Origin of the sequence: Streptomyces ossamyceticus, from assembly GCF_001418475.1 — a bacterium.
Taxonomy (GTDB): Bacteria; Actinomycetota; Actinomycetes; order Streptomycetales; family Streptomycetaceae; genus Streptomyces; species Streptomyces ossamyceticus.
This window is the reverse complement of sequence record NZ_LIQX01000875.1, coordinates 1-3,052: the sequence shown is the minus strand read 5'-3', so window position 1 is coordinate 3,052 and position 3,052 is coordinate 1. Positions and strand designations below refer to the sequence as shown.

Here is a 3,052-nt window from a genome sequence, read left to right as displayed (position 1 = left end):
CTCCTCGGGGGCCGGTGGGGTTTCCGGGGAGGTCACCGTTTTCGCCGCCGCCTCGTTGAAGGAGAGCTTCACGGAGCTGGGGAAGCGGTTCGAGAAGGCGCATCCGGGGGTCGAGGTGACCTTCAGCTTCGGGGGGAGCGACGCCCTGGCCGCGAGCATCACCGGTGGGGCGCCGGCGGATGTGTTCGCTTCGGCCAGTCCCAGGACCATGAAGATCGTGACGGACGCGGGGGGTGCCGTGGGGGCGCCCGTGACGTTCGTGCGGAATCAGTTGGAGATCGCCACCCTGCCGGGTAATCCCGAGGGGATTTCCTCCCTGAAGGACCTCACCAAGAGCGGGCTGAAGGTCGTGCTGTGCGACAAGGAGGTGCCCTGTGGTGCCGCCGCGCAGAAGGCGCTCGACGCGCGTGGGCTCCGGCTCACTCCCGTCTCCTATGAGCAGGACGTCAAGGCCGCGCTCACCAAGGTCGAGCTGAAAGAGGCCGACGCCGCAGTCGTCTACAAGACCGATGTGCTCGCCGCGGGTGACAAGGTGGAGGGCGTGGAGTTCCCCGAAGCCGCAGACGCCGTCAATGACTATCCGATCGCCCTCCTCAAGGACGCCCCCAACACCAAGGCCGCGAAAGCGTTCGTCGCGCTCGTGCGGTCCGGTGAGGGGCAGGAGGTTCTGAGCGACGCCGGGTTCCTGAAGCCGTGATCTCCGGCCCGGTCCATGACTCCGGTGCAGGCGCGGGCGGAGCCCGGCCTCGGCGGGGGCGGGGCGCGATCTCGCCGCGGCGCGGCCCCGTACCCGTGCCGTTGCTCGTGCCCGCGCTCGTCGGGCTGGCCTTCCTGGTCCTGCCGCTCCTCGCGCTGCTCCTACGGGCTCCCTGGTCGGACCTTCCCGATCAGCTGACCAGTCCCGAGGTGTGGCAGGCGCTCCGGTTGTCGCTGCTCTGCGCCACGGCGGCCACCGTGGTGAGTCTCGTGCTCGGGGTGCCGTTGGCGTGGCTGCTGGCCCGGGTCGAGTTCCGGGGGCGGGGGTTCGTACGGGCCCTCGTCACGCTTCCGCTGGTGCTGCCGCCGGTGGTGGGCGGTGTGGCGCTGCTGATGGCGCTCGGGCGCAACGGGGTCGTCGGGCAGTGGCTGGAGTCGTGGTTCGGGATCAGTCTGCCCTTCACCACCGCCGGGGTCGTGGTCGCCGAGGCGTTCGTCGCCATGCCGTTCCTCGTCATCAGCGTCGAGGGCACCCTGCGGGCCGCCGACCCGCGGTACGAGGAGGCCGCCACCACGTTGGGGGCCTCCCGGTTCACCGCGTTCCGGCGGGTCACGCTGCCGTTGATCGCGCCCGGGATCGCGGCCGGGGCGGTGCTCGCGTGGGCGCGGGCGCTGGGCGAGTTCGGGGCGACGATCACGTTCGCCGGTAACTTTCCGGGGCGTACCCAGACCATGCCGCTCGCCGTCTACCTCGCCCTCCAGAGCGATCCGGAGGCCGCCATCGCCCTCAGCCTCGTCCTGTTGACCGTGTCCATCGCGGTCCTCGCGGGGCTGCGCGACCGTTGGATGAGTGCCTCATGAGGGGGGTCGAGGGCAGGGAGACGGTGGGCTCCGGTGCGGGGCTGGATGCCCGGCTCGTCGTTCGGCGGGGGGCCTTTCGGCTTGATGTCGGGCTTCGGGTCGTGCCCGGGGAGGTGGTGGCCCTGCTCGGGCCCAACGGTGCCGGGAAGACCACCGCCCTACGGGCGTTGGCGGGGCTCGTGCCCCTCGCGGACGGGTATCTGCGGCTCGACGGGGACGCCCTGGAGCGTACGCCGCCCGAGGCGCGTCCCGTCGGGGTCGTCTTCCAGGACTATCTGCTCTTTCCCCATCTGACCGCCCTCGACAATGTCGCCTTCGGGCCGCGTTGCCACGGGACCTCCAAGGCCGAGGCGCGTGCGCTCGCCGCCGAGTGGCTGGGGCGGATGGGGCTCGTCGAGCACGCGGGGGCCAAGCCCCGCCGGCTCTCCGGCGGCCAGGCCCAGCGCATCGCCCTCGCCCGTGCCCTCGCCACCTCCCCCCGGCTGCTGCTCCTCGACGAACCCCTCGCCGCGCTCGACGCCCGTACCCGCCTCGACGTACGCGCCCAACTCCGGCGGCACCTGGCGGACTTCGAGGCCGTCGCCGTGCTCGTCACCCACGACCCGCTCGACGCGATGGTCCTCGCCGACCGGCTCGTCGTCATCGAGGACGGGCAGGTGGTGCAGGAGGGGACGCCGGGTGACATCGCCCGGCATCCGCGGACGGACTACATCGCCCATCTCGTCGGGCTGAACCTCTACAAGGGCGTCGCCGACCGGCACACCGTACGGCTCGACGCCGGGCCCGCGATCACCACCACCGAGGACCTCACCGGGCCGGTCTTCGTCACGTTCCCGCCGAGCGCGGTGACGCTCTACGGCGAACGGCCCACCGGGGTCAGCGCACGCAACCTGTGGCGCTGCGAGGTCGCCGGGATGGAGCCCCACGGCGACCAGATCCGCGCCGACCTCACCGGTGAACTCCCCCTCGCCGCCGACCTCACCACGGTCGCCGCCGCCGAACTCGGCCTCCACACCGGCTCCGAGGTCTGGGCCGCGGTCAAGGCGACGCAGACGCACGCCTATCCGGCCTGAGCCACCACCGGCCACGACGCCGACGGCGACAACAGTGACGGCGACGGCAGCGGCAGCGGCAGCGGNNAATCCGGCGCTGACCCGCAACGGTGTGCGTGAGGGCCCGACGGTCCGTGCGCGAGCCCGATTGCCCGTGAGCGGTGCGACCCGTTGACTGCTCGCCGTGGACTGCGAGAGGGGACCGCGCGGCCGTCCGGTCGTACGGGCTGTCTCCTTGCGTGAGGTTCCGCAGGCGGCCCGGAGGACTGAGGACCGCCTCGATCGTGCGTCAGAGCCAGAGCCAGAGCCAGAGCCGTCGCCACAGCCAGAGCCATATCCAGGGCCGCAGCCGTAGCCGTAGCCGTGTGCCCCTGCCTCCTCTGGTGGTCGGGCTGGGTCTCGTGCTGGCCGGGTCGGTCGTGTGCGGGGTGGGGCTCGGGCTG

At 72.1% G+C, this 3,052-nt stretch carries 3 protein-coding genes; all 3 read left to right on the top strand.

Annotation, left to right across the window (positions count from 1 at the left end; genetic code table 11):
- A partial coding sequence (gene modA / locus AOK15_RS40025) for a molybdate ABC transporter substrate-binding protein (RefSeq protein WP_055524037.1) occupies positions 1–697 on the top strand: 697 nt, incomplete at its 5' end.
- Between the two features lie 68 nt (positions 698–765).
- Entirely contained in the window at positions 766–1,557 is a 792-nt protein-coding gene (locus AOK15_RS40020) for an ABC transporter permease (RefSeq protein ID WP_055524035.1), read from the top strand.
- A complete protein-coding gene (locus tag AOK15_RS40015; protein ID WP_055524033.1) occupies positions 1,554–2,630 on the top strand; it encodes an ABC transporter ATP-binding protein in 1,077 nt (358 codons plus the stop codon). Before AOK15_RS40020 ends, AOK15_RS40015 begins: the two co-directional genes overlap by 4 nt.
- The last annotated feature ends 422 nt before the right edge of the window (positions 2,631–3,052 follow it).

Coding starts and splice junctions, on each gene's coding strand:
- AOK15_RS40015 (WP_055524033.1), top strand. CDS start 1,554: ATGAGGGGGGTCGAGGGCAGGGAGACGGTGGGCTCCGGTGCGGGGCTG.